The sequence below is a fragment of the Acinetobacter sp. Marseille-Q1623 genome, from assembly GCF_902809895.1.
GTDB lineage: Bacteria > Pseudomonadota > Gammaproteobacteria > Pseudomonadales > Moraxellaceae > Acinetobacter > Acinetobacter piscicola_A.
Window position 1 is genome coordinate 599,365 of the sequence record NZ_CADDWG010000001.1, and the last position, 23,182, is coordinate 622,546.

General features: G+C 38.5%; 23 protein-coding genes. 12 read left to right on the top strand and 11 right to left on the bottom strand.

The features are described 5' to 3' along the window. The first annotated feature begins 113 nt into the window (after nt 1-113). Both HUV91_RS02780 and HUV91_RS02785 read left to right on the top strand, forming a co-directional pair. Nucleotides 114-884, top strand: coding sequence for an SDR family NAD(P)-dependent oxidoreductase (locus HUV91_RS02780; protein ID WP_130073261.1), 771 nt, complete (start codon nt 114-116; stop codon nt 882-884). 181 nt (nt 885-1,065) lie between these two features. Further along, a complete protein-coding gene (locus tag HUV91_RS02785; RefSeq protein WP_174492456.1) occupies nt 1,066-2,202 on the top strand; it encodes an acyl-CoA dehydrogenase family protein in 1,137 nt (378 codons plus the stop codon). 140 nt (nt 2,203-2,342) lie between these two features. On the opposite strand, the gene HUV91_RS02790 is transcribed toward HUV91_RS02785, so the two are convergent. After that, complete coding sequence (locus tag HUV91_RS02790) at nt 2,343-2,861, bottom strand: DJ-1/PfpI/YhbO family deglycase/protease (protein ID WP_130073263.1); 519 nt, start codon at nt 2,859-2,861, stop codon at nt 2,343-2,345. 250 nt (nt 2,862-3,111) lie between these two features. On the opposite strand from HUV91_RS02790, the gene pheA reads away from it, so the two are divergent. The 3 genes from pheA (at nt 3,112) to HUV91_RS02805 (ending at nt 7,009) form a co-directional block, all read left to right on the top strand. Further along, nucleotides 3,112-4,218, top strand: a complete 1,107-nt coding sequence (pheA, locus tag HUV91_RS02795) for a prephenate dehydratase (RefSeq protein WP_130073264.1) — start codon at nt 3,112-3,114, stop codon at nt 4,216-4,218. Between the two features lie 24 nt (nt 4,219-4,242). Beyond that, on the top strand, nt 4,243-6,489 hold the full coding sequence (locus HUV91_RS02800; RefSeq protein WP_174492457.1) for a bifunctional prephenate dehydrogenase/3-phosphoshikimate 1-carboxyvinyltransferase: 2,247 nt from the start codon (nt 4,243-4,245) through the stop codon (nt 6,487-6,489). Nucleotides 6,490-6,628: 139 nt separating this feature from the next. Continuing rightward, nucleotides 6,629-7,009: a hypothetical protein gene (locus HUV91_RS02805; RefSeq protein WP_130073266.1), complete on the top strand. Its 381-nt coding sequence runs from the start codon at nt 6,629-6,631 to the stop codon at nt 7,007-7,009. 280 nt (nt 7,010-7,289) lie between these two features. Here the strand turns inward: HUV91_RS02805 and rpsT are convergent, their stop codons facing one another. Then, entirely contained in the window at nt 7,290-7,556 is a 267-nt protein-coding gene (gene rpsT, locus HUV91_RS02810) for a 30S ribosomal protein S20 (protein ID WP_111857950.1), read from the bottom strand. A 212-nt stretch (nt 7,557-7,768) separates the two neighbouring features. On the opposite strand from rpsT, the gene HUV91_RS02815 reads away from it, so the two are divergent. The 4 genes from HUV91_RS02815 to HUV91_RS02830 all read left to right on the top strand — a co-directional run bounded on the left by HUV91_RS02815 (nt 7,769) and on the right by HUV91_RS02830 (nt 10,269). Then, complete coding sequence (locus HUV91_RS02815; RefSeq protein ID WP_130073267.1) at nt 7,769-8,434, top strand: NAD(P)H-binding protein; 666 nt, start codon at nt 7,769-7,771, stop codon at nt 8,432-8,434. A gap of 12 nt (nt 8,435-8,446) precedes the next feature. Then, the gene (gene rraA, locus HUV91_RS02820; protein ID WP_174492458.1) at nt 8,447-8,959 is read left to right on the top strand and encodes a ribonuclease E activity regulator RraA; all 513 of its coding nucleotides are present in this window, start codon (nt 8,447-8,449) and stop codon (nt 8,957-8,959) included. A gap of 34 nt (nt 8,960-8,993) precedes the next feature. Beyond that, a complete protein-coding gene (locus tag HUV91_RS02825; protein WP_174492459.1) occupies nt 8,994-9,779 on the top strand; it encodes a glutathione S-transferase N-terminal domain-containing protein in 786 nt (261 codons plus the stop codon). Nucleotides 9,780-9,912: 133 nt separating this feature from the next. Beyond that, nucleotides 9,913-10,269, top strand: a complete 357-nt coding sequence (locus HUV91_RS02830; RefSeq protein WP_174492460.1) for a hypothetical protein — start codon at nt 9,913-9,915, stop codon at nt 10,267-10,269. Nucleotides 10,270-10,362: 93 nt separating this feature from the next. Here the strand turns inward: HUV91_RS02830 and HUV91_RS02835 are convergent, their stop codons facing one another. Continuing rightward, nucleotides 10,363-10,956, bottom strand: a complete 594-nt coding sequence (locus tag HUV91_RS02835) for a DUF1269 domain-containing protein (protein WP_130073271.1) — start codon at nt 10,954-10,956, stop codon at nt 10,363-10,365. 233 nt (nt 10,957-11,189) lie between these two features. On the opposite strand from HUV91_RS02835, the gene mfd reads away from it, so the two are divergent. The 3 genes from mfd to HUV91_RS02850 all read left to right on the top strand — a co-directional run bounded on the left by mfd (nt 11,190) and on the right by HUV91_RS02850 (nt 16,810). Further along, nucleotides 11,190-14,651 (top strand): transcription-repair coupling factor, encoded by a 3,462-nt coding sequence (mfd, locus tag HUV91_RS02840; RefSeq protein ID WP_174492461.1) that lies wholly within the window; start codon nt 11,190-11,192, stop codon nt 14,649-14,651. Nucleotides 14,652-14,877: 226 nt separating this feature from the next. Further along, the gene (locus HUV91_RS02845; RefSeq protein ID WP_130073273.1) at nt 14,878-15,312 is read left to right on the top strand and encodes an HIT domain-containing protein; all 435 of its coding nucleotides are present in this window, start codon (nt 14,878-14,880) and stop codon (nt 15,310-15,312) included. Nucleotides 15,313-15,361: 49 nt separating this feature from the next. After that, on the top strand, nt 15,362-16,810 hold the full coding sequence (locus HUV91_RS02850; RefSeq protein ID WP_174492462.1) for an adenylate/guanylate cyclase domain-containing protein: 1,449 nt from the start codon (nt 15,362-15,364) through the stop codon (nt 16,808-16,810). 118 nt (nt 16,811-16,928) lie between these two features. On the opposite strand, the gene fdx is transcribed toward HUV91_RS02850, so the two are convergent. The 8 genes from fdx to HUV91_RS02890 all read right to left on the bottom strand — a co-directional run bounded on the left by fdx (nt 16,929) and on the right by HUV91_RS02890 (nt 23,144). Further along, complete coding sequence (gene fdx, locus HUV91_RS02855; RefSeq protein WP_130073275.1) at nt 16,929-17,267, bottom strand: ISC system 2Fe-2S type ferredoxin; 339 nt, start codon at nt 17,265-17,267, stop codon at nt 16,929-16,931. 16 nt (nt 17,268-17,283) lie between these two features. Beyond that, nucleotides 17,284-19,143, bottom strand: a complete 1,860-nt coding sequence (gene hscA / locus HUV91_RS02860; RefSeq protein WP_130073276.1) for a Fe-S protein assembly chaperone HscA — start codon at nt 19,141-19,143, stop codon at nt 17,284-17,286. A 32-nt stretch (nt 19,144-19,175) separates the two neighbouring features. Continuing rightward, nucleotides 19,176-19,691, bottom strand: a complete 516-nt coding sequence (hscB, locus tag HUV91_RS02865) for a Fe-S protein assembly co-chaperone HscB (protein WP_130073277.1) — start codon at nt 19,689-19,691, stop codon at nt 19,176-19,178. Between the two features lie 104 nt (nt 19,692-19,795). Next, nucleotides 19,796-20,116, bottom strand: a complete 321-nt coding sequence (gene iscA / locus HUV91_RS02870) for an iron-sulfur cluster assembly protein IscA (protein ID WP_174492463.1) — start codon at nt 20,114-20,116, stop codon at nt 19,796-19,798. A 44-nt stretch (nt 20,117-20,160) separates the two neighbouring features. Next, nucleotides 20,161-20,547: a Fe-S cluster assembly scaffold IscU gene (gene iscU / locus HUV91_RS02875; RefSeq protein WP_086209207.1), complete on the bottom strand. Its 387-nt coding sequence runs from the start codon at nt 20,545-20,547 to the stop codon at nt 20,161-20,163. Between the two features lie 108 nt (nt 20,548-20,655). After that, on the bottom strand, nt 20,656-21,873 hold the full coding sequence (locus HUV91_RS02880; RefSeq protein ID WP_130073278.1) for an IscS subfamily cysteine desulfurase: 1,218 nt from the start codon (nt 21,871-21,873) through the stop codon (nt 20,656-20,658). 1 nt (nt 21,874) lies between these two features. Further along, a complete protein-coding gene (locus HUV91_RS02885; protein WP_130073279.1) occupies nt 21,875-22,348 on the bottom strand; it encodes an Rrf2 family transcriptional regulator in 474 nt (157 codons plus the stop codon). 142 nt (nt 22,349-22,490) lie between these two features. Continuing rightward, nucleotides 22,491-23,144, bottom strand: a complete 654-nt coding sequence (locus HUV91_RS02890; RefSeq protein ID WP_130073280.1) for a hypothetical protein — start codon at nt 23,142-23,144, stop codon at nt 22,491-22,493. Between the last annotated feature and the right edge of the window lie 38 nt (nt 23,145-23,182).

The following is a 23,182-nucleotide window of genomic DNA, read 5'->3' on the forward strand; positions in this document are numbered from 1 at the left end:
TTGTCCAAATGCATCATTTAAAATGCAACTTTTGGGAATTGTACTGAAGTATTTCTATGTTTACTCTGCTGCTTAAGTCGAGTGCTCATTCAAAAAATGAATAGGAAAATAATATGAAAATTGCAGGAAAAGTTTTTGTTGTCACAGGTGGTGCATCGGGTTTGGGTGCAGCGACCGCAGCTTTTTTAGTTGAGCGTGATGCTAAAGTTATCATTGTCGATATGAATAATGAATTGGGGCAGCAAACACAGCAACAACTGGGTGAAAAGGCCAAGTTTGTGCAACTTGATGTGACAGATGAGACTACCGTTGAACAATTTTTTAATGATGTAGAACAAGAATATGGACAGTTGAATGGTTTAGTGAACTGTGCAGGCATTGGTCCATCTGCCAAAGTTCTGGGTAAAAAAGGCATTCATGCATTAACAGATTTTCAACGTGTATTAAATATCAATGTGTCAGGCACATTTAATATGCTGCGTTTTGCTGCCAATTTGATTGCAAAATATGAGTTACAAGCAGGTGAGGAAGACCGTGGTGTAATTATCAATACGGCTTCAGTTGCGGCATTTGATGGACAAATTGGACAAACTGCTTATTCAGCATCAAAAGGTGCAGTTGTGGCAATGACTTTACCTTTAGCACGTGAGCTTGCACAACATGCTATTCGAGTGATGACTATTGCACCAGGGATCATGGAAACGCCTATGCTTAAAGCATTGCCACAAAATGTCCAAGATGCATTGGGGCAAATGGTGCCATTCCCACCACGTTTGGCAAAACCTGAAGAATTTGCATCATTGGTTGGGCAAATTTGTGAGAATAGTTACTTGAATGGTGAAACGATTCGTCTAGATGGTGCAATTCGTATGCAACCTAAATAATGCATTAAAATAAGATTTTTCTAAATTTAATCATCTATTTTTATTTATATACTTCTTTGTATTTAATGAAGAAGTATATGAATTTCTCGTCAAAATTTTAATTTATCTTTGATTCTCTTGGTTATTTTATGGACCAAGTTAGTCAGTTTTTGCCTAAAAAATGTATAGACAGGATGCTGCCATGATTTTAAATGAAGAACAGAAAATGATTCAGGAGATGATGCGTGATTATTCACAAAATAAGCTTAAACCGAGCGCATCAGAACGTGATCAAACATCGCATTTCCCTGCACAAGAGCTCAAAGAACTAGGTGAATTGGGGGCGTTGGGGATGACGGTGTCGGAACAATATGGCGGTGCAGGTTTAGATTATATTTCTTTGGTACTGGCTTTGGAGGAAATTGCCGCAGGGGATGGTGCAATTTCTACCATTGTGAGTGTGCAAAACTCTTTACCCTGTGGTATTACTCAGCGTTATGGTACAGAACAACAAAAGCAAAAGTATTTAACCAAACTCGCAACAGGGGAATGGCTGGGTTGTTTTTGTTTGACCGAGCCACAAGCAGGTTCTGATGCAGGTGCATTGCAATGTAAAGCAGTGCGTGAGGGAGATGAATGGGTACTTAATGGTACAAAACAGTTCATTACAACAGGAAAAAATGCGCAGATTGCTATTGTTTTTGCGGTAACTGATCAAGCCGCAGGCAAGCGAGGGATTTCTTGCTTTTTGGTTCCTACGAATACTCAAGGTTATATTGTTTCACGTATTGAAGATAAAATGGGGCAGCATTGTTCCGATACCGCGACCATTATTTTTGAAAACTGTCGAATTCCTGCTGAAAATTTATTGGGGCAGGCAGGGGAAGGTTATAAAATTGCCTTGTCAAATCTAGAATCAGGTCGCATTGGGATTGCATCACAATGTGTGGGTATGGCGCGTGCAGCATTAGATGCAGCGGTAGAATATGCCAATCAGCGTAAAACCTTTGGTGTCGAGTTGGTGCAGCACCAAGCTGTCGCTTTTCGTTTAGCCGATATGGCAACGCAAATTGAAGCAGCTAGACAGTTGGTTTTACATGCGGCAAGTTTAAAAGATGCAGGATTACCTTGTTTAAAAGAAGCATCTATGGCAAAACTTTTTGCTTCAGAAATTGCTGAGAAAGTGTGTTCAGATGCGATTCAAATCCATGGCGGCTATGGTTATGTTTCTGATTTCCCTGTAGAACGAATTTATCGAGATGTACGTGTGAGCCAAATTTATGAAGGGGCTTCTGATATTCAACGTCTTGTGATTGCTCGTGAAGTCATTCAAGCATAAAAATAATATGCTGTAGGTTGAGGTGACATGTGGGTCATGTTGCCTCAAGGAATAGCTGATGATTTTGCTTGATTTTAACAATGCGTAAAATGCACTTCATTTAAATAAAGTCATTTAGCGTTGAACATATAGCAAAATAATCAAACACTTAAAACATTGAGACATTCACGAATAAATCTAGGTAATTCTTGGGTGGAGCGAGAAGAAATATATAAATTATTGTCATTCACTACGTCATCATCAAAAACTACAGCACCTGCATTTTTTAAGTCGTGAATGATAGTTTGGATAGACGTTAGCCTGCGTCCAATTGCAATTTGTGCATCAATAAGTAAATGTGGACTATAACAAGATAAAAAAATGGGTTTTTGTGCGTTGGCAAAATTACGTAGATACTCAATAAAACGCATATCTTGTTTGAGTAAGTAAGTTGAATTTCCGCCCGGAATCATTAAAGCATCGAAGTCCTGAACTGAAATTTCATCAATTCCATAATCAATGCTGACGGCAGATTTGCGTTGTTGACTATAGACGATATTTCCTGCTGTTTTTTCGATATTGCGTACCGAATGGCTTGCCGCTCTAAATGCTTCAACAGGATCGTGATATTCCACATCTTCAAAATCATGGGTGATCAAAACAGCGATTCTCTTATTCATCTTTTTAGTGCTCGAGTTGCGCTTAACTTATTTATCATAAATGCTGTGGCTTAAACTTCTATAGAGGCTTTGTAAAGTTGAAGGTCTTTGTTGCTTCACTTTGTAGGAAGGAATGAATGTCAGGAAAGGGATTTAAAACGTACATAAAAGCAGTATTGTGCAACAAATTCGCATGAACTATTGTTATACTGTGAGTGGTTTAAAATTTAAACCATCTGTAATTCTAGACTTTTAAAAGGGCGATATAACAATGATCAACGATGATCAAAACACGACTTCTCTCGATCTTGCTCAAATCCGTGATGATATTGATTCAGTAGATCAACAAATCCAGCAACTGATTAATCGCCGCGCAAAGTTGGCAGAAGCAGTGGCTAAAGCAAAATTTGCTGCAGAAGAGAATCCGTTGTTTTATCGTCCTGAACGTGAAGCACAGGTGTTGCGTAATGTGATGGAGCGTAATGAAGGTCCATTGTCAGATACAACGATGGCTCGTTTGTTCCGTGAAATTATGTCCGCTTGTTTAGCACTAGAAGCACCACAAAGTATTGCATTCTTAGGACCTGTCGGTACTTATACGCATTCCGCAGTGTTGAAGCATTTTGGTCAAGATGCAGTGGTTCGACCCCTTCCAACCATTGACGAAGTGTTCCGTGAAGTTGAGGCAGGTAGTGCTCACTATGGCTTAGTGCCTGTAGAGAACTCATCTGAAGGTGTGGTGAACCATACTTTAGACTGTTTTAAAGCATCGCATTTAAATGTGATTGGTGAAGTTGAATTGCGTATTCATCACCAGTTCTTGATTTCTGCAAATACCCGCAAAGACAGCATTAAACAAATTTATGCACACCAACAAACACTTGCACAATGTCGTAGTTGGTTAGATGCACATTATCCAGGTGTAGAACGCGTTGCGTTAAGTTCAAACGCTGAAGCGGCACGCCGTATTCGTAATGAATGGCACTCTGCTGCAATTGCATCGGACGTTGCTGCAAGCATTTATGATTTAGAAATTTTACATAGCAATATTGAAGATAATCCTGAAAATACCACACGTTTCCTTGTTATTGGTCGTGAAAAAGTGCCGCAATCAGGTAATGACAAAACTTCATTATTGGTTTCAGCACATGACCGTGCAGGGGCGTTATTGGAAATTCTTGCACCATTTGCGAAACATAATATTAGCTTAACCAGTATTGAAACGCGTCCTGCATTGCCTGAGAAATGGGCGTATGTGTTCTTCATTGACTTAGAAGGTCATGTTGAGCAAGACAATGTTAAAGCGGCGATTGAAGAAATTCGTCCATTGGTGAAAGAAGTGCGTGTATTGGGTTCATACCCGATTGCAGTACTTTAAAACTGAAGGTCTGAAAACAAAGTCATGACACAAGCTTTATTTAAAAAAGTTGCTTTTATCGGACTTGGGCTGATTGGTTCAAGTTTGGCTCGCGTGATTATTGCAGAGCAACTTGCAGAAAAAATTGTCGCGTCAACACGATCTAAACGAACTTTGGACGATGCAAAAGCACTTGGCATTATTTCAGAAGGGTTTAGTGATCCTGTTGAAGCGGTAAAGGATGCAGATCTAATTGTATTGGCTTTACCTGTACGTGCAACACAAAAAATTCTTGAAACCATCAAACCTTATGTTTTGGAAAATGCCATCATCACTGATGTTGGCAGTACCAAAGGCAATGTGGTTGCTGCTGCCAAAGCGGTTTATGGTGAAAATTTACCAGTGGGTTTTGTTCCAGGGCATCCGATTGCAGGGGCAGAGCATACAGGTGTGCATGCAGGCAAAGTAGATCTTTTTGCCAACCACAAAGTGATTTTGACGCCATTACCAAGCAGTGCGGATTGGGCGGTGGAAAAACTGATCATACTTTGGCAGGCAGCCAAAGCTGAAGTCATTTGTATGGATGTCGATAAGCACGATGAAGTACTTGCACATACCAGTCATTTACCACATTTAATGGCATTTAACTTGGTTGAGCAACTGGCAAATCGTGAAGATAATCTCGATATTTTCCGGTATGCCGCAGGTGGATTTCGTGACTTTTCACGGATTGCGGCAAGCGATCCGCAAATGTGGCACGATATCTTTTTTGCCAATAAAACCGCCATACTCAAAGCAGTTGATGGTTTTGAAACACAACTCAAAACTTTACGTCAATTGATTGAAAATGAAAATTCACAAGCATTGATGGGTTTGCTCGGTCATGCACAAGCAGCACGACAGCATTTTAATCATATGCTCGCTAAAAAACCTTTGATGGAGAAAAATAAGGTGACACAACAATTTACCATTTTGCCAGGTGAGAAGACATTTAAGGGTAAATTTACCGTGCCGGGTGACAAATCAGTGTCACATCGCTCTATCATGTTTGGTGCGATTGCTGAAGGAACAACACATGTGACAGGTTTTCTTGAGGGTGAAGATGCTTTGGCAACACTTCAAGCTTTCCGTGATATGGGTGTGAGCATTGAAGGTCCTAAGAATGGTGAAGTGACCATTCACGGTGTTGGTATGAATGGTCTAAAAGCACCAAAAACAGCGTTGTACATGGGCAACTCAGGGACATCAATGCGTTTGCTTTCAGGTATGTTATCTGCGCAGGCTTTTGATTCTGTGATGACAGGTGATGCGTCATTGTCAAAACGCCCGATGGAACGCATTGCAAAGCCTTTGCGTGAAATGGGGGCGCAAATTCAGTCTACAGGTGAACGTGGTACGCCACCGATTTCGATCACGGGCGGACAAAAACTTAAAGGTATTCACTACGATTTACCAATGGCATCTGCGCAAGTAAAATCAGGGATTTTATTGGCAGGTTTATGGGCAGAGGGTGAGACATCTGTGACTGAGCCTGAACCGACGCGTGATCATTCTGAGCGTATGTTACGTGCTTTTGGTTATGACGTGAAAACGGAAGGCAATCGCATTTCACTACAAGGTGGTGGAAAACTCGTTGGAACAGATATTCAAGTGCCTTCTGATATTTCTTCAGCTGCATTCTTTATGGTCGGTGCTGCGATTACTGAAGGTTCAGATGTGACCCTTGAAGCAGTAGGCATTAACCCAACCCGTACAGGTGTGATTGAAATTTTAAAACAAATGGGTGCTGATCTCACTGTTGAAAATGAACGTATTGCAGGTGGTGAACCAATTGCAGACATTCGTATTCGTGGTACACGTACGCTTAAAGGTATTCACATGCCTGAAGATCAAGTGCCATTGGCAATTGATGAATTCCCATCATTGTTTATTGCTGCAGCTTGTGCTGAAGGGCAAACGATTTTGACGGGTGCGGCTGAGTTACGTGTGAAAGAATCTGACCGTATTCAAGTCATGGCGGATGGTTTAAAAACCATGGGCATCGACTGTACACCGACTGATGATGGCATCATCATTGAAGGTAAAGGCAAATCTGGCGAATGGGGTGCAATTTTCACTGGTGGTGAAATTGAATCACATCACGACCATCGTATTGCCATGAGTTTCTCGATGGCAGGTTTGCGTACTTCAGGTGAAATTAAGATCATGGGTACTGAAACGGTTGCAACAAGTTTCCCGACATTTACTCAATTGACAAATCAAGCAGGTTTGCACATTCAAGTCGATGAATAATCTATGATCAAATACGGATGACTGAGTAATTGGTCTAATATTTGTATATTTATTCAACAACAGCCAAGCAAATGCTTGGCTGTTTTGTTTATATTGCTTATTCTAAACCCATACAACTATAAAGCCTTTGGATGAAGCAATGAGAACATTACAATTTACAGCAAACTGTGAGAAGCATAGCCCAACGAATGCAAAGGGTGAAAATGCCTGTCTTGTCACTCAAGCCTATGTGACGGATTTATTATCTAAACAGCTTACAGAATATGGTTTTAAAGCTGAGTTGACCCATTCAGAAGAACGTTTAGCGGTCAGTGTGGGAAATCATCCAATTGGTTTGGGCGTGCATTGTCATTTAAATGATGAGGGTTTACTGACATGTCAGATTTCAGCCCATGCCAATGAACAACAAGCATGGTTTAAAAAAATAGAAACGCAAAGCATGGTTAAACAGCTTGCAAATGCTGTGGAAAATACCTTGAAAAAAGATGCTTTATTTAGCCAATTTCAATGGAAAGCATAAATATAGAATAGGATTTTAAAACATGCTGCTTTAAAAAATGTTTTGAAGTGGCTGAGGGCTTTTGAGGTCGAACAAAAAACTTTTTTCTCGGTGTGTGGGTTAAGCCAAAATAAATACTGCTTTGCGCCGTAAGTTAGGATAGCTGCGAGACAAATTTATTTAAATTTCTGAAAAGAGAAGTCTATTTATTCAAGACTGGGTTGGATTGTTTTAAATGAAACAGGATAAATATATTTTTAGGCATAAAAAAAGCCCCAAGGGGCTCTTTTCATGCAACAAATTAGTTAGCTAAAGCTTTAACTTGTGCATTTAAACGGCTCTTATGACGAGCAGCTTTGTTTTTATGGATGATGCCTTTATCAGCCATACGGTCGATTACTGGTACAGCTGTTTTATAAGCTTCAGTAGCTGCAGCATAATCACCAGCAGCGATAGCCGCTACTGTACGTTTAAGATAAGTACGAACCATAGAACGTAAGCTTGCGTTGTGTTTACGTGCTTTAACGTTTTGTTTAGCACGTTTTTTAGCTTGAGCAGAGTTTGCCACTCGTGCACTCCTTGAAATAGATTGGTCTGGGCGGGCTGAAATTACATCTGAAAACCCACATCAGAGAATTTTCACCAGCCCGTAAACAAGTGCCATATTTTGATTAAAGCGCTTAGTAAAGTCAAGTCTTGACATGCTTTGACACCAAATAGATGCAGAAAAAAAGAAAAGAAAGCGGTAGATTATTTCTAAAAGTAGGAGATTGTTTAAAAATGACACAAACGATTAAAAATGCGATCGTTATTGGGGCAACAGGTTTGGTCGGTAAAATATTGGTCAAAAAGCTGAGCCAGTTAGCGCAATGTGAAAAAATTACCGCGATTGTGCGACAAGAAGATATGGAACTTAAACAATTGCCAAAAGTTGAACAATTGGTCTTAGATGATTTTTTATTATTAAATGATCAAGATGTAAATGGTTTTAGTCATGCATTTAGTTGTTTGGGGTCTACTCAGAAAAAAGCAGGTTCTAAAGAAAAATTTTATGCTATTGATTATGAAATTAATGCACATTTTGCAGATCTTTTTGAAAATACCGATACACAATTGATTTTGGTCAGTGCGATGGGGGCAAACGCTAGCTCTAAAATATTTTATAACCGTGTCAAAGGCGAACTAGAAAATTATTTACAAAGTTTAGATTTATTACGTATTTCAATCATTCGTCCCTCTTTACTGATCGGTGAGCGGGACGAGCAACGTGTTTTGGAAGATGTAGGACAAAAAATCTTTCAGAAATTCTCGCATTTCATTCCAAATACATTTAAATATAAGCCAGTGACAGCTGAACAAGTGGCTCATACTATGGTCGAGGTTGCACAAACTCAAACCGATAAATTTGAAATTTATGATAATTTATACATACAAAATGCTAAATAATGGAGAATTAAATTGAGTTCACCCGCTTTTGTAACTTGTGATTTATTGGATGATCATCCTGATAAAGAGATTCAAACTTTAATTCCATCTTTGGATGGTCGCTTCTTTCAAAGTTATGGCGCACGTAAAAGTTTTGGTGGTCAAATCGTCACAGTGAAATGTTTTGAAGACAATTCACGTGTCAAAGAATTGTTAGCAACAGATGGTACAGGGAAAGTCCTTGTTGTAGATGGTGGGGCATCAATGCGCTGTGCCTTGATGGGGGATATGATTGCTGAATCGGCAGTTAAAAATCATTGGAATGGTGTGGTGATTTACGGTTGTGTGCGTGATGTAGATGCTCTCGTTGAGCTTGATTTAGGTATACATGCATTGGCTGCAATTCCACAAAAAAGTAACCGTAAGGGCATAGGCGAAGTGGATCTACCCTTGTATTTTGGTAGCGTAACTTTCAATGCTGGTGATTTTATTTATGCGGACAATAACGGCATTGTAGTTGCAAAAGAAAAATTAGTAGATCTTTAAAATTTAGGGTTAGTCAAACCCCAAGGATAACAAAATGGTGCATCATCAGATTAAAGTTGCTCAAGCATTGGTTTCAGCAATTACCGAGGGTGGACGTGGCGCAAATGGTACGCCATTTCCCAATCAGCCTGAAAAAGCGTTAAAGCTGTACGAGTTTGAAGGTTCACCATTTTGTCGCCGTGTTCGTGAGGTGATGACTTTATTGAACTTGGATTATGAGGTATATCCTTGTCCAAAAGGGGGAACTAAATACCGTAAAATTGTCAAAGAACAAGGTGGAAAAGCACAATTTCCATTTTTAGTCGATGAAAATACAGGCGAAAAGTTGTATGAATCGCAAGATATTGTGCATTATCTTTTTAAAAATTATGGCAAAAATGGTCAAATACCCAAGAAATATGCACATTATCCAAAATTACCGCTTGTAGCATTTGCGGGTACATTGATTAATGGTGCACGCGGTGTGTGGATCAATAAAAAAATTATTCATCGTGCAGCACCTGAGCAACTTTTAGAGTTGTGGGGCTTTGAGGCAAGTCCATATACCCGTGTGGTACGTGGGGTGTTAACTGAACTAGAAATTCCTTTTATTTTTCATAATGTGGCAAAAGAGCGTTGGCAAGATCAAGGGCCATCAGTATTGCGTTTAAAGCCTGGTAAATATGTGCCTTTGGCGGGCGGTAAGCGTGAAAAAGTTGTTCCTGTGATGGGGCGGGTCAAAAAGGATATTCAAGTCCCTTATTTAGTTGATCCAAATACAGGTGCTCAACTATTTGAATCTGAATCAATCGTAAATTATCTACAAAAGCAATATGGTTGAAATAGTACAAAATGAAGCATCCGAAAGGATGCTTTTTTATCATAGAATTTAAAATAGCCTAAGATCTTTGATACTTTAATCTTGGTCTAAATCTGACTAAACTACATGGATTGTTAAAACGTTGGAATACATTATGTTTGCCAAAATTGCTGATTTATTTAAAGGTAAAGAGGCGAAAGCTGAATCTGAATTTTTAGAAAAACATAATATTCAAATTGATCCTGAGCAGGGTTTTATTGTTGATGGCATCGTTTTAAATACTGAATTGAAAGAACGCCTTGAGTATTTTTCTAATCGTAAGCTTAAAAATTTTGATGATTTAAAAGAGTTGTTTTATAAAGCTATTTTGATTAATGAAAAAATTGATTTGGAAATTGCATCGGGTCGCTATGTCGCGAGATTGGGGAATACTGAAGAAAATTTGAAACAGTTTAAGCACATTATTCAGAAGTTGAGTGATTACTATAAAAATTTTCAACGGGATAAGTAAAAAATATCTGATTGATGAGGTCAGGAATGCTTTATTCATATGTGAAGGTGTCGAATATAGCATTCCCTTAATGAAACTGATTTTTAAATCAGTTTAATGCGTTTGAAATTTAGCTTTAAAGTCAGCCCATTTCTGTTGACGTTTGGCTTTATTTTCAGCTTTTTTCTGTTCATGAAGTGTATGGTTAGCAATACGTTGTGCTTCCTCCCATGCAGCTACAGAGGCTTCGACTTCGCTGACGACAACATCATAATCCCAACGTAAAAGCGACGCATCTGATGGGAATAGAGCATCTATGAGGCTTTCATCTTGTTCTTCAAGGTCAATAAATAAACCTGTGGAGCCAACAGGTAAGGATTGACTAATTTTACTTAATACAGCTTGATTTGCGTCAATATTATCAGCATCCAACAAAGAGCCGATTAAAGCACCCGTGCTGAAGCCCAATAAAACACCGAGAGGACCACCTAAAATACCAAGCAATGAACCAAAAAAACCACCACCTAAGGTGTTGGTATTATCTTGATTATTGAGTTGATCTTGAATTTTAAAGCGACCATCTTCTTGACGTTCAATAATAATTGCACTGTTAATGTCATGGGAAAAAGTGGTGTTTTTTAATTTTGTGAAACTTTCAAAGGCTTTTGCTGAATCAGCCCATGTTGCGAGTAATAGATGATGAGACATTCTTTATTGTTCCTTTTCTGTTTTAAATATAATCTAGAGTGAATATTCATAACATAATCTTTATTTTATTATGGTGATGTACTTCAATAAATTTGTATCATTATGTGATGATTGTTTGGATATTGGTGTGCACGATACTGTATGGGGAGTCGTGTGAAATCAAATAACAAGATGTCCATCTACAAAATCCTCATGTTAAACTATCGTCCATGTCTTTTTGACCTGATGCGATTATGTTTAAACAAGAAATCTCAGACCTTAATTTAAAACAACTGAAAGCGGGTGAAAAACGTTGGATTGGTTCAATGTTGGGTTCATCAGCAGCACTATTATTCAAAGAGATTTCAGAGCAATCTGAGCAATTGTATGTTTTAGTTGCTCGAAACAATCAGCATTTAAACCAACTTGAAAGCGAATTAGAGTTTTATGGCATAAAACCAACCGTATTTCCAGACTGGGAAATTTTGCCATACGATCGATTATCACCACATCAAGATATTGTATCTGAACGACTTTCAATTTTATCTAATATGCCAAGCAAAGGTATTTTACTTGTTTCCGCAACGACTTTGGCACAACGGGTCGCACCAACGTCATGGGTGCTTGGTGAACACTTTGATATCAAAGTCGGGCAGAAATTTGACTTAGAACAACAAAAAATGCGTTTGATTCAAGCGGGTTATCATTTGGTTGATACCGTTTATGATCATGGCGAGTTTGCGGTACGAGGCAGCATCATGGATATTTATGCCTCAGGGCAAAATGCGCCGATTCGTATCGATCTATTTGATGATGAAATTGACAGCTTAAAATTTTTCGATCCTGAAACACAAAGAACAACAACAAAGTTGGATCATTTTACGGTTTTGCCTGCTAAAGAGTTTCCACTTAAAGAAGCACGCTCTACATTTCGTGACCGTTATGCTGAAAGTTTTCCCACAGCAAATCCAAAGAAAAATCCAATTTATACCGATGTTTTAGATGGTATTGCCTCAGCAGGTTTGGATTTCTATTTTCCATTATTTTTTAGTAAAGAGGCGATGCAGTCGCAAAGTAGCCTTACAGCGTACTTACCAAAGCATTGCATTGTCATTACAGATGAGCATCTCGATGATGGATTAACCCAATTTTGGAAAGATGTGACGCGTCGTTATGAAGACCGTCGTCACAATGTTGATCAGCCTTTATTAGCACCTGAAGAATTGTTTATTCAACCGAATCAGGTTTTTGAATATCTTAATAAATTTCCGAGAATTATTGCTTCTGTTGCATCTGTAGATGCTTTGAAGTCAGGTGCAATCAATTTAGCGACAGAACAACCTGCTCAACTTCCTGTTGATCCTAAACAGGAACAACCTTTTAAAGCTGTTAAACAGTATATTGATCATGCGAATCATCCTGTGTTGTTGGTTGCAGAAAGTGCAGGTCGTCGTGAAACCTTAAAAGATGCGTTACGTCCGAGTTTGGGCGAAATTCCTGTGGTTGAAAGCTTTTCGGCATTTCAACGATCTCATTTTTCAGTTGCAATTACCCATGCACCTTTGGATCGTGGTTTGCTGATCACTGATCATTTGTCAGTCATTTCAGAAAATCAGTTGTATGAGCATCGTGTTGTACAACGCCGTAAAAAACGTCAACAAGAGGTTTCAGAAGAATTTTTAATTAAAAGTCTTACTGAATTAAATATCGGTGCACCTGTGGTACATATTGATCATGGTGTGGGGCGCTATGCTGGTTTGGTGACGCTGAATATCGATGAGCAAGATTATGAATTTTTACAGCTCAATTATGCCGATGAAGCCAAAGTGTATGTGCCTGTGACACATTTACACCTGATTAGCCGTTTTAGTGGTGGTGATCCTGATCTGGCACCTTTGCATAAATTGGGGACAGATGCATGGAGTAAAGCCAAACGTAAAGCACTTGAGCAAATTCACGATGTTGCAGCAGAATTACTGCATATTCAGGCACGCCGTCAGTCTAAGCCTGGCATCAGTTTTGAGCTTGAGCAAAGCAGTTATATGCAATTTTCAAGTGGTTTTGCTTATGAAGAAACGCTTGATCAGGCCAATGCCATTGAGGCGACTTTACACGATATGCAACAAGCCAAACCGATGGATCGCTTGGTCTGTGGTGATGTGGGCTTTGGTAAAACAGAGGTGGCGATGCGTGCTGCTTTTGTTGCAGTGCAAAATAATAAGCAGGTCGCGGTTTTAGTGCCAACGACTTTGCTCGCACAGCAACATTATGAATCGTTCAAAGACCGTTTTGCAGATTGGCCAATTCGAATTGAAGTGTTATCCCGTTTTGGTACAAGTAAAACCCATACTAAAACTATTGAAGATTTAGCCGACGGTAAAGTTGATATTGTCATTGGTACACATAAAATTCTTCAACAAAATGTCCAATTTAAGAATTTGGGTTTAATGATTGTCGATGAAGAACATCGTTTTGGTGTGCGTGACAAAGAGCGTATTAAAGCAATGCGAGCTGATGTCGATATGTTAACACTGACCGCAACCCCGATTCCACGCACTTTGAATATGGCATTTTCTGGAATGCGTGATCTTTCGATTATTGCGACACCCCCTGCACGCCGTTTGGCAGTCAAAACATTTGTCAATGAACAGACCGATGAAACGATGAAAGAGGCGATTCTACGTGAATTGTTGCGTGGTGGTCAGGTCTATATTTTACATAATGAAGTCGATAGCATTGAGCGTGCTGCTGAAAATATTCGTCATTTAGTTCCTGAAGCACGTGTGGCAGTTGCGCATGGGCAAATGCGTGAACGTGAACTTGAGCAAGTCATGCAACAGTTTTATCACAAAGAATATAACGTCTTGGTGTGTTCAACGATTATTGAAACAGGTATTGACGTACCAAATGCCAATACGATTATCATCGAACGTGCGGATAAGCTTGGTTTGGCGCAGTTACATCAATTACGTGGTCGTGTCGGTCGATCACATCACCAAGCATATGCTTACCTCATGGTACCTTCAATCAAGGGCTTAAAAGGTGATGCTGAAAAACGTCTGGATGCGATTTCACGTGCCTCAACTTTGGGTGCAGGCTTTATGTTAGCAACCGAAGATTTGGAAATTCGTGGTGCAGGTGAGCTACTTGGCGAACAGCAAAGTGGTTCAATGAATGCAATAGGTTATAGCCTATATATGGAAATGCTGGAAAAAGCGACCAAAGCTATTCAACAAGGTAAAACGCCAAATTTTGATGCACCATTGTCGCTAACCTCTGAAATTAGCTTACATATGCCTGCATTAATTCCTGATGAGTATTTAGGTGATGTGCATCAACGTTTGATGTTCTATAAACGTATTAGTAATACGGATACCCAGGACAAACTTGATAATATTCGTATGGAGTTAATAGACCGTTTTGGCGTGCCACCACTTGCCGTCAAACAATTGTTCAGTGTGCATCAAATTCGCATTCAAGCTGAACAGTTGGGTATTACTAAAATTGATATTGGGGCGAATGGTGGTGCGATTGAATTTTCACCTGACACACCTGTACAAGCCATTACCATGATTCAATTGATGCAGAAACATCCGACTTGGTTCCGTATGGAAGGTGGACAACGTCTTAAAGTTATGGTGATGTTAGAAGAAAATCAAAAAAGGATTCAGTTTATTTTAGACCTACTTAGTACGCTTTTAGGTGATTTAAAATAAGCTTAGATTTCTCGTTGTTACATTTTTGAAAAGTGTAATAACGAGAAGGTGAAATAGGCAAAATGGATCAAGAAAATTTTTTATAACTTTTCCTGTCATAAATTTGTGATTGTGTTCAAAACAAACTGTATTTATTTGTACCAAAACACAAGTCTAACAATATTCACGTTAAAACTGATGTGTTAGTATTAGGCATCCTTTTTAATTTTATGTCATTTATAAAGATATGTTTAGTCTGCATCCTCAACTTGCTCAAGATACTTTTTTTGTCGGCGATTTTCCGCTGTCTACATGTCGTTTAATGAATGATATGCAATTTCCTTGGTTAATCCTGATTCCACGTGTACCGGGCATTACAGAGCTATATGAGCTGAGTCAAGCTGACCAAGAGCAATTTTTACGTGAATCAAGCTGGTTGTCGAGCCAACTTTCTCGTGTATTCCGTGCAGATAAAATGAATGTCGCGGCGCTTGGCAATATGGTTCCACAATTGCATTTTCATCATGTTGTACGTTATCAAAATGATGTGGCATGGCCAAAACCAGTCTTTGGTTTACCTGCGGTGCCATATTCAAACGAAGTTTTAGCACACATGCGCCAAACCTTGATGTTGGCATTGCGTGGTCAAGGAGATATGCCTTTTGATTGGCGTATGGACTAAGCACTATTGCGTATAAATATAAATAATCAATAACGTTCGAGGTTCTCTTTTGCCATTAGATCGTATGTTGGATAAACAACCTAAGCAATTTGAAATATTCCAACGGCTGATGGGGTATAGCATACTTGCAATGTTGTTGGTTATTTATAGTTTTACTACACCGAATGCATATAATCAGCTTTATGTGCCTATTTTTATTTTCTTTATTTTATTAATTAGTCCAAGGTTATCGCGCTGGTTGGAATATCAATATGGTGCATTAGTACGCCGCAATGTTTATTTTTTAATTGATATTATTGTGATTTCAACAGTTTTGGCGGCTGTATATTTAAGTTTAGTCATTACCTTTATCTTGTTGTTTGTCATTATTTATATTGCTGTTAATTATAAAATTTCAATGATGATTAGTTCATTGGCGATTCTAATCAGTATTATTGTTTTCTATTTAAATATTATTTTTATTTTTGGTTTTGATGATTATTTTCAACAGACTTCAATTGAATTAACAATTTTTAGTTTTATTGGGCTGATTATTTTTATCAATATTGCTAATTATTATCAAAATAGAAGAATAAAGCGTATAAATACACAGCGTCAAAATTATTTTAATGAAATGAATCGTTATATTCAGTTATCTAATCAGTTGAGTCGTTATGCACCTCTGCAACTTTGGCAGTCCATCATGCGAGGTGAAACTGAGGCGAAGCTTGAGTATAAACGTAAAAAAATTACAGTTTTTTTCTCTGATATTCAAGGATTTACTGAATTATCTGAAACATTGATTCCTGATGATCTCGCCTTCGTATTGAATGATTATTTAAGTCACATGACAGAAATCGCTAAGCAATATGGTGCAACGATTGATAAGTTCATGGGTGATGCAATTTTAATTTTCTTTGGTGATCCTGATTCGCAAGGTGTGGAGCAGGATGCGAAAAATTGTCTAGATATGGCACTTGCTATGCGTCAACAGATGAAGTTTTTGCGTGCACGTTGGGAAAAAATGGGGTATGCACCCTTACATATTCGTATGGGAATCAGTACAGGATATTGTCACGTTGGGAATTATGGGGCAATGCATCGCATGGCATATACTATTGTTGGGCGTGATGCAAATTTAGCTGCGCGTTTACAGAGTGCTGCAGAAATAGATGAAATTTTAATTTCAGATGAAACTTATAAGTTGGTCAAAAGTAGTTATTTATGTGCACCTAAAGAGCCAATGGAACTGAAAGGCATTCAAGATGCTGTTAAAACTTGGCAAGTGATGGAAAAATATAGCAATATTCATAATGAAAATGAACAATGGTTTGATTATGAATATAAAGGTTTTCATTTGGTTTTAAATATGCAGGAAGTGCAGAATTTTGAATATACAGAATTGGTCAGTGTTTTAGAAAAAATGATCGAACGTATTCAGTTACAACAACAATTAACGAATTCTATGGGTGTTGCACAATTAAATAGCGAAGATGAAATTATTGCTCCGCCTCATTAATTTATTTGTTGTTTGTATTATTTGATTGATTTAGTGCTAAGTTAATTACAAACTCAGAATTAAGTGGAATAAAAAATAAGCTACTTTAAAGGGTAGCTTATTTTTTTATCTTGGAAAATCAGTGATTTTCAGAAGCATGGTTGAGTGTATATTTTGGAATTTCGATTTCCATATCTTCATCAGTAATTTTTACTTGGCATGACAGACGTGAGTCGGGTTCTAACCCCCAAGCACGGTCAAGTAAATCAGCTTCAATATCATCCATTTCTTCAAGATTGTCAAAGCCTTGACGTACGACAACATGACAGGTTGTACACGCTTTTGACATATCACAAGCATGTTCAATTTTGATTCCATTGTCCAACAAGCTCTGACAAAGATTGCTATTTGCTTCAGCTTCAAACTCAGCACCATTTGGGCAAATTGTTGCATGAGGTAGTACTTTAATACGTGGCATAGTCTTTACCTATAAATTAGTTTGAGTTTGACCAGTCATCAAGTTTTGTGCCTTTGAGTGCATGATCAATATGTTGATTCATACGTTCAGCAGCAAAAGCATCACTATGAATTTTGAGTTTTTCCACAGCATCTTCGATGGCTTGAATATCATCTGTTGCAAGTTGAACAATTAAATGAGCTTGAGCTTGTGTGAGCGCATTTAATTGTTCCTTACTCAACAATTGTGCATCCGCTTTTAGTGCTTGTGTTAATGCTTCGACTTCACGTTGTGCTTCTACTTTGGTTTCATGTAAGTGACGTAAATGTTTGTCTTCTTCGGCAAACTTATAGCCATCTAACAATAAACGCTCAGTATCTGTCTCTGACAAACCATAAGATGGTTTGATGTCAATTTCAGCATGTACACCTGACGTTGTTTCTTTGGCAGACACAGTGAGTAGACCATCTGCATCGACTTGGAAAGTGACTTCAATACGCGCTTGACCCGCAGTCATTGGTGGAATGCCACGTAGTACAAAACGTCCTAGGCTACGACAATGTTCCACCAAATCACGTTCACCTTGTACAACATGGATGAGCATTGCTGTTTGACCATCTTGATATGTAGTGAATTCTTGACGGCGTGCAACAGGGATTGCAGTATTACGTGAAATTAAACGCTCTACCAGGCCGCCCATGGTCTCTAAACCAAGAGAAAGAGGTGTGACATCTAACAGTAATGATCCATCTTGACTATTGCCAATCAATTGATTTGCTGTAATTGCTGCACCAATGGCAACTACTTCATCAGGATTAATCGTACACAATGGTTCTTGGTTAAATACTTCTGCAACAGCTTTTTGTACTGCGTATGAACGGGTAGAGCCACCCACTAAAACGACATTTTGAATATCATCAAGTTCAAGTTTGGCATCACGCAATACACGCTTGCATACGCTAATCGTCTTATCTAAAGCAACTTTAATGATCTGTTCAAAATTTTCACGGTCAAGTGTGAGAACTTGATCTAAAAGTTTAAGTTCAACAGTGGTATTGTCAGACAGTGCTTCTTTGGCTTTACGTGCGGCAACAACAAAATGTGCGTATTCTGTATCATCAAGTTTTTCAATGTTGAGTTGTTTTTTTGCCCACTTGACAATTAAGCGGTCTAAATCATCACCACCCAATGCTGTATGACCACCTGTAGCTAAAACTTCAAACACACCTTGTGCAAAACGTAAAATGGAAACGTCAAAAGTACCACCGCCTAAGTCATAAATGACATAATTACGATTGGTTGCAAGGTTAGTCTCTTGATCTAAGCCATAAGCAACCGCAGCAGCAGTAGGTTCATTCAATAAACGTAAAACATTTAAACCTGCAAGCTGTGCTGCATCACGTGTTGCTTGGCGCTGGGCTTCATCGAAATATGCAGGAACTGTAATGACGGCACCATTTACAGGATTTTTTAAACTAGATTCAGCACGCTCTTTAAGTTGTTGTAAAATTTCAGCAGAAATTTCGACAGGTGTTTTACGACCTTGTGCTGTTTCAAATGCAGGCATTTGATTGTCTTCACCAACAAGGGTGTACGGGTGCTGAAACTTAATATCTGCTTTTGAGCGACCCATAAAACGTTTCACTGAAACAATGGTGTTTTTTGGGTCGGTGGTGATGGATGGTTTGGCTGCATCACCATATTCTGTTGAATTTTTTGAATAATGAACGATAGAAGGAAGTAACACGCGACCCTGTTCATCATTGAGAACTTTAGCTTTGCCTGAAAGCACCGTTGCAACTAAAGAATGTGTGGTTCCTAAGTCGATGCCAATGGCAATACGGTGTTCATGTGGCGCACTTGATTGTCCCGGTTCTGCAATTTGCAAGAGTGCCATTGTGTTACATCCTTAATAAAAAAATAAATAAATTAAAAATCATCATCTAAGTCAAAATCTTCATCATCTAAAAGCCGATCCTCAGCTTTATCAATGTCATTCATGACTTTTTGGAAAAAGCGCAATTTGCGTACAGTATCACGAGCATCTGCCCAGTCTTCATCGGCATAATCAATTTTGAACTCACGCACTAAACCATCAATCCATTGCTGAACTTCATTTTTGAGTGAATGTAATTGTTCAATATCGTGAGACTCATCCAATTGTTCACGAATTTCTAAAGCTGATTGTAGAAATTCAAAATCATTAATAGATTGATCTAAATGGTGATCTTGCTTTTTCAAAGAGAGGAGGTAAGCAGCTCGACTGTCAACATTGGATAAGACTTTATAAGCTTGGTTAATCTCACTCGATTTAATCAAGGCTTGGTCTTTATCTTCGGCTTTATCAGGATGATATTGTTGCTGCAATTTTAAAAAATTTGATTTTAATGTTGCTAAATCAATATCGAGTGCTTCTGGGAGATCGAACAGCTCAAAATGACTCATGGGAAATATTCATCCACGATTGGGTTTGCATAAAATAGCAGAATTAAATGTGATTAAAACAGTGTAGGACACTGTTTTAATGCGAAACAAAGCTGAAAATGCTTTTAAACGGTAAAAGATTCACCGCAACCACATTCACCTTTTTTGTTTGGATTGTTAAATTCGAAGCCTTCATTGAGACCATTTTTTACATAGTCCATTTCCATGCCATCCAAATACACCAAACTTTTCGGGTCTACAAAAACTTTTACACCAAACTGCTCGAACATTTGATCATGTGTGTCTGCATTATCTACAAACTCAAGTACATAAGCCAAACCAGAACAGCCTGAAGTCTTCACGCCCAGACGAATACCTTCACCCTTACCGCGATTTTTTAAATAATTGCTGATATGAGTTGCAGCATTTTCAGTTAAATGGATCATGAAAACTCCGTTAATTCATTTTCTGTAAATGGTCAAAAGCAAAGTTAAGCTTTAGATTTTTTGCTGCGATAGTCTTCAACAGCGGCTTTAATCGCATCTTCTGCAAGTACAGAGCAGTGGACTTTGACTGGTGGTAATGCAAGTTCAGTTGCGATGTCAATATTTTTGATCGCTTGTGCTTCGTCTAAAGTTTTACCTTTAAGCCATTCAGTCACTAAAGAACTCGATGCAATTGCAGAGCCGCAACCATAGGTTTTAAAACGTGCTTCTTCAATAACACCATTGTCATCTACTTGAATTTGTAGACGCATAACGTCACCACAAGCTGGTGCACCGACCATACCTGTACCTACGTTTTCAGCATTTTTATCTAATACACCAACATTACGAGGGTTTTCGTAATGATCAATTACTTTTTCACTATAAGCCATGATGCTTCTCCAAACCTCGGGGTCAGCGTTGATAATAAATAATATTGGGGCATCTTTTTGATTTTCAATCAGAACAGCTCAAAAAGATGCGATCAATAATATCTGGAATTAATGTTCAGCCCATTCAACTGAATTTAGGTCAATACCTTCTTTATACATGTCCCAAAGTGGTGAAAGGGCACGTAATTTTTCAACTGCAGCTTTGGTAATTTCAATGACATGGTCAATATCTTCTTCAGTGGTATAGTGACCGAAACTGAAACGAATTGAGCTATGTGCAAGTTCGTCTGAAAGACCTAAAGCACGAAGAACATAAGAAGGTTCTAAAGTTGCAGATGTACATGCTGAACCACTTGACACAGCAACATCTTTCAGTGCCATCATTAATGATTCACCTTCAACAAAGTTGAAGCTTACATTTAAATAGTTAGCAACATTAAATTCTGGGTGACCATTTAAGAATACTTGCTCTAAGTCTTGTAAACCATTCCAAAGTTTGTCACGCAGTACACGTAAACGTGCTTGTTCAGCGTGTAATGATTTACCTGCAAGTTCAAAAGCTTCGCCCATTCCCACGATTTGGTGAGTAGCTAATGTGCCTGAACGCATGCCACGTTCATGACCACCACCATGCATTTGTGCTTTGATACGAACACGTGGTTGGCGACGAACATAAAGTGCACCAATGCCTTTAGGGCCATATACTTTATGACCAGAGAAACTCATCAAATCAACTTTCATGGTTGAAAGGTCGATTTCAACTTTACCCGCAGCTTGTGCAGCATCGACGTGGAAATATGTTTTATTTGCACGAGTCAATTCGCCGATTGCAGCAACGTCAGTAACAGTACCAATTTCGTTGTTGACCATCATCAGTGAAACAAGAATCGTGTCAGGACGTAAAGCGGCTTGTACCATTTCAGGTGTGATTAAACCTGTACGTTCTTCAGGCTCTAGATAAGTAATCTCAAAGCCTTCTTCTTCAAGCTCACGACAAGTATCTAAAATCGCTTTATGCTCAATTTTAGAAGTAATGATGTGTTTGCCTTTCGATGCATAGAACTGCGCAATACCTTTAAGTGCAAGGTTGTCTGACTCAGTTGCACCTGATGTCCACACGATTTCACGTGGGTCAGCTTTGATCAAGTTTGCGACTTGTTCACGTGCATATTCAACTTTTTCTTCTGCTTGCCATCCATAAGCATGTGAACGAGATGCTGCATTACCAAAGATACCATCAAAGGTTAAGCATTCCATCATACGCTCAGCAACTTGAGGGTCGACAGGAGTAGTTGCTGCATAGTCAAGATAAATAGGACGTTTCATGTCAAATACCTGTAGCCGATAAAAGGGCTGAATCTAAACTTGGAGTGTTTTGGCGTAGAGCAACAGTTTGTACGTTGTCTCGTGAAACGAGATCGGCAAGTGTAATATTCGCTAAATAATCGGCGATATGATGGGAGAGTTCTTGCCATAAATCGTGTGTTAAACACATTGCACCATTTTGGCAGTTGCCTTTGTGGTCACAACGCGTCGCGTCAACGGTTTCATTTACGGCTTCAATGATTTCTAATACTGTAATTTCTTCAGCATTGCGCGCAAGAAGATAACCACCGTTGGCACCACGAACACTAGAAACTAAACCATGGCGTTTTAGTTTGGCAAATAATTGCTCAAGATAAGCGACAGAGATAGTTTGGCGAGCTGCAATTTCAGCAAGCGTGATCGTTTTTTCAGTTGGCTGCAAAGCTAGATCAAGTAGAGCAGTCACTGCGTAGCGACCGCGAGTAGTAAGGCGCATGATTCGATACACATGTTATTAGACTAGATGTACCGATTTTATGAATCCTGACTAAAATAGTCAAGTATTTTTAAGTTTAATTCAGACTAATTTGGTAAGGTATTTTTACACGAACTTATAATTTATTGTTTCAATAGACTTATTAGGAAAATATCTGCCATAAATTATACACAATTAACGTAATAAAAAGAACCGAAATTACAGATAACAATATATTTACTGTTTTTTGTTTTTGTTCCATGCGGCGAATACGATTTTGATACTGCTTAACTTCAACCTGTAGTGTATTGATTTTAGAGCGTTGTTGATCAATTTTTTCTAAAAGTGGGGCAATACGTTTTCTAGAACCAACACCTGTTTCGTCATGCTTTGGATTTGTAAGCCATTGTTTCCAGTCAGCCAATAATTTAGGAATTGTAAAAGGCAGAATTAAATCACGAAATTGGTCTTTGAGTAGCTCATTGCCTTCAATGCGTAATTTTTTCATACTGCGGCGGTTGGCAAATACAAAAATTTGAATGAGGTCTAAGACGGTACTGCTTACAGTTAAATCTACAGGTTTTTCAGGTTCTTTTAGGTCAAATAAAATACCTTTGTCGGTAAATTGAATATAAAAGTCTATGTATGGGATGTAGCTATTTATTTTAATGGTGATTTGTTGTGCTACAAAATGTTTAGCATGCAAGCGAACCACGCGGTCGTGTTTTAATACAAATGAATAGAATGTTTCTAAAATAATCATCAATGTATTAAGCAACAAACGACTTTGGCCTTGATTTTGTTGCGATTCGCTCATAAAGAAATCCTATAATTGATACAGACAATCCGATCTCG

What these genes read in the sequence shown, in the direction of transcription:
- HUV91_RS02890 (WP_130073280.1), bottom strand. Translation starts at nt 23,144, where the DNA reads ATGAGCGAATCGCAACAAAATCAAGGCCAAAGTCGTTTGTTGCTTAAT.
- hscB (WP_130073277.1), bottom strand. Translation starts at nt 19,691, where the DNA reads ATGAGTCATTTTGAGCTGTTCGATCTCCCAGAAGCACTCGATATTGAT.
- HUV91_RS02780 (WP_130073261.1), top strand. Translation starts at nt 114, where the DNA reads ATGAAAATTGCAGGAAAAGTTTTTGTTGTCACAGGTGGTGCATCGGGT.
- HUV91_RS02785 (WP_174492456.1), top strand. Translation starts at nt 1,066, where the DNA reads ATGATTTTAAATGAAGAACAGAAAATGATTCAGGAGATGATGCGTGAT.
- HUV91_RS02830 (WP_174492460.1), top strand. Translation starts at nt 9,913, where the DNA reads ATGTTTGCCAAAATTGCTGATTTATTTAAAGGTAAAGAGGCGAAAGCT.
- HUV91_RS02815 (WP_130073267.1), top strand. Translation starts at nt 7,769, where the DNA reads ATGACACAAACGATTAAAAATGCGATCGTTATTGGGGCAACAGGTTTG.
- HUV91_RS02790 (WP_130073263.1), bottom strand. Translation starts at nt 2,861, where the DNA reads ATGAATAAGAGAATCGCTGTTTTGATCACCCATGATTTTGAAGATGTG.
- iscU (WP_086209207.1), bottom strand. Translation starts at nt 20,547, where the DNA reads ATGGCTTATAGTGAAAAAGTAATTGATCATTACGAAAACCCTCGTAAT.
- HUV91_RS02845 (WP_130073273.1), top strand. Translation starts at nt 14,878, where the DNA reads ATGTTTAGTCTGCATCCTCAACTTGCTCAAGATACTTTTTTTGTCGGC.
- HUV91_RS02825 (WP_174492459.1), top strand. Translation starts at nt 8,994, where the DNA reads ATGGTGCATCATCAGATTAAAGTTGCTCAAGCATTGGTTTCAGCAATT.
- iscA (WP_174492463.1), bottom strand. Translation starts at nt 20,116, where the DNA reads ATGATCCATTTAACTGAAAATGCTGCAACTCATATCAGCAATTATTTA.
- HUV91_RS02805 (WP_130073266.1), top strand. Translation starts at nt 6,629, where the DNA reads ATGAGAACATTACAATTTACAGCAAACTGTGAGAAGCATAGCCCAACG.
- HUV91_RS02800 (WP_174492457.1), top strand. Translation starts at nt 4,243, where the DNA reads ATGACACAAGCTTTATTTAAAAAAGTTGCTTTTATCGGACTTGGGCTG.
- HUV91_RS02835 (WP_130073271.1), bottom strand. Translation starts at nt 10,956, where the DNA reads ATGTCTCATCATCTATTACTCGCAACATGGGCTGATTCAGCAAAAGCC.
- hscA (WP_130073276.1), bottom strand. Translation starts at nt 19,143, where the DNA reads ATGGCACTCTTGCAAATTGCAGAACCGGGACAATCAAGTGCGCCACAT.
- pheA (WP_130073264.1), top strand. Translation starts at nt 3,112, where the DNA reads ATGATCAACGATGATCAAAACACGACTTCTCTCGATCTTGCTCAAATC.
- HUV91_RS02885 (WP_130073279.1), bottom strand. Translation starts at nt 22,348, where the DNA reads ATGCGCCTTACTACTCGCGGTCGCTACGCAGTGACTGCTCTACTTGAT.
- HUV91_RS02880 (WP_130073278.1), bottom strand. Translation starts at nt 21,873, where the DNA reads ATGAAACGTCCTATTTATCTTGACTATGCAGCAACTACTCCTGTCGAC.
- mfd (WP_174492461.1), top strand. Translation starts at nt 11,190, where the DNA reads ATGTTTAAACAAGAAATCTCAGACCTTAATTTAAAACAACTGAAAGCG.
- fdx (WP_130073275.1), bottom strand. Translation starts at nt 17,267, where the DNA reads ATGCCACGTATTAAAGTACTACCTCATGCAACAATTTGCCCAAATGGT.